Source organism: Borrelia crocidurae, assembly GCF_000825665.2.
In the GTDB taxonomy this organism is placed as follows: Bacteria; Spirochaetota; Spirochaetia; order Borreliales; family Borreliaceae; genus Borrelia; species Borrelia duttonii.
On the sequence record NZ_LN609267.1, the window covers coordinates 280,174 to 282,564 of the forward strand.

Below are 2,391 nucleotides of genomic sequence, written 5' to 3' on the forward strand. Positions count from 1 at the left end.
AATTAATATCATATTCAACTTATGTATATGCTTTTATTTAAAAGAAACCATGTTATATTTAAAGCTATAATTACTGCTTATGTAATATTGCTAATATATGATTTTAGGAGAAGTTAAAGTGTTGCCATTATTCATAATACTGTCCTCTGCAGCAATATCTGTTTTGGTATTTATACTATTCAGAATTGCAGTATTAAATACAAAAACAAGAACAAAAGGTAAACATCACAAAACATTTCACAAAACGAAAAAATTGATCTCAAAAGCTATAAATATACTAAAAACAAACCCAAATGAAGTAGGGGCTTTACAAACTTTAAATGACTATTATTATACTAATAAAGATTTTGAAAATGGACTTAAATACGCCAGAAAATTATGTCAACTTATCGAAGAAAATCCTACAAATAAGAATATTGATTCCTTTAAAGTATTCTTAAGTTATGGATTTTATAATCTTGAGAGAAATTTTAATTTAGAAGCATTAGGACTTCTTAAAAAAGCATACAGCCTAAAAAAAGACGACATAGACGTAAATTATTATCTTGGAATAGCATTTCTTAAAAATGCACATTATAAAGAAGCACTGCACTATCTTACAAAAATATATCAATTTGATAAAAGCAACAATGACGTTTTAAAATATATAGGGATGACTCTTTTTTATACGGGAAACTATACTAAAGCTGTAGGAATATTTAACAATATAAAAAAACATATACAAAATGATGTAAATGCTCTACTTGCATATGCTCAATCTCTATCCCAATTAAACCAAGATCAACTTGCACTTGATATTGCAAACAAAATCAAAAGCAAAGATGGAATGATATATGAAGCTCTGTTAATTGAATCTGAGATTAATGCAAAAAATCATAACTTGGTAAAATTAGAAGATAATATTAAAGAAATGATAAAAATTAAACCTGATTTACCCACAAAAATATTCCTTAAACTTTTTTACAAACTAGGAGAACTTTACATAGAACATGAAAATTACAAAAAAGCAACCGAAGCATTTACCCAGGTTGAAAGAATTGACCCAAACTATCAAAAAATTGCTGAAAAACTAGAATTTAGTAAAAAATTAAATGAAAACTTAGCACTAAGAATATACCTTAAGAGTCCAAAAGAAAAATTTGATAATCTAGCTAGTGCAATCATCCTTAAGTTATATAAAAACAAATTTCAAGTGAGAGACAAAAAGATAAATGAAATAACATCGCAATTTATAGATATCAACTTTCAACTTTCAAACAACCAATGGGAAGAAAATATACTAGTAAGATTCGTAAGAACGGATCAAAAAAATTTTGGAGAACTATTCTTAAAAGATCTGATTTCAAAAACCAAAGAAAATAAAATTAAAGGACTATGTATTGCACCAGCAACATTTTCTGAAAAGGCTAAACAAATTATTGAAGGCAGATTAATTGACCTAATAGAAGGAAAAAAACTTACACAAATACTGAGAACATTGGACATATCAAAATACATATAGCTTATCTGAGATATTTCATAGGATTACTCGTTTTACCATCTTTGAAAATAGTAAAATGTAAATGATTTCCCGTACTGTATCCAGTGCTTCCCATACGTCCTATCATTTGTCCTCTAGATACTCTATCCCCAACTTTAACTGCAAATGAACCTAAATGCGCATAAAGAGTTTGAAAACCATTATTATGCGCAATAACAATATATTTTCCATATCCTCCAACACTAAATCCCGCTGTTACAACAATACCTTCCTTTGTAGCAACAACAGGTGTATTAGCAACATTTGCAATATCAATTCCATTATGAAAACTAATAGTTTTAGTAAAAGGATCAGGACGATAACCATAACCTGATGTAATAATCCCCCGTGTTGGAAACAAAAAGGTCTCACCTAAAGCATTTCTAAGTAAATCTTTAGACATCTTTCCACCAGGAACAAACAACTTCTGACCTAAAGACAAAACCTCATTATCAAGATTATTAGCATCAAGAATATCCACTTTAGGTATCTTATATTTCTTTGCGATTGATGAGAGGGAATCATTTTTCCCAACAGTATAAAGAATTCCCTTCATATTAGGAACATTAATAATAACATTGGGTTTAATATTTCTTACATCTTTAATATCATTATAAGAAATTAAAGTTTCACTAGTAATATTATACCGAGATGCAATATGAGAAAGTGTCTCTCCTGGCTTAATTTTATGTTCAACAACCTTTAAAACAAAAGGCTTCCTTATAGTAGTAGCATTATAATTGCTTGCATCTAAACCAAAAAAATAATTATTAATCTGACTTAAATCTTGATCACTATAATACAAAAAAGTATCAATAAAATAATCTTTGGGAAAACTTAATTTGTTTAAAAAAACATATGAACCATAATAC

Annotated in this window: 2 protein-coding genes; one reads left to right on the forward strand and one right to left on the reverse strand. The window is 27.9% G+C overall.

Annotated features, from left to right (window positions below; translation table 11 throughout):
- Positions 1 to 97: 97 nt before the first annotated feature.
- Complete coding sequence (locus BN1173_RS01340; RefSeq protein ID WP_082020228.1) at positions 98 to 1,501, forward strand: tetratricopeptide repeat protein; 1,404 nt, start codon at positions 98 to 100, stop codon at positions 1,499 to 1,501.
- 1 nt (position 1,502) lies between these two features.
- Here the strand turns inward: BN1173_RS01340 and BN1173_RS01345 are convergent.
- Positions 1,503 to 2,391 (reverse strand): peptidoglycan DD-metalloendopeptidase family protein (locus BN1173_RS01345; protein WP_040236107.1); only part of this gene is annotated, 889 nt, incomplete at its 5' end.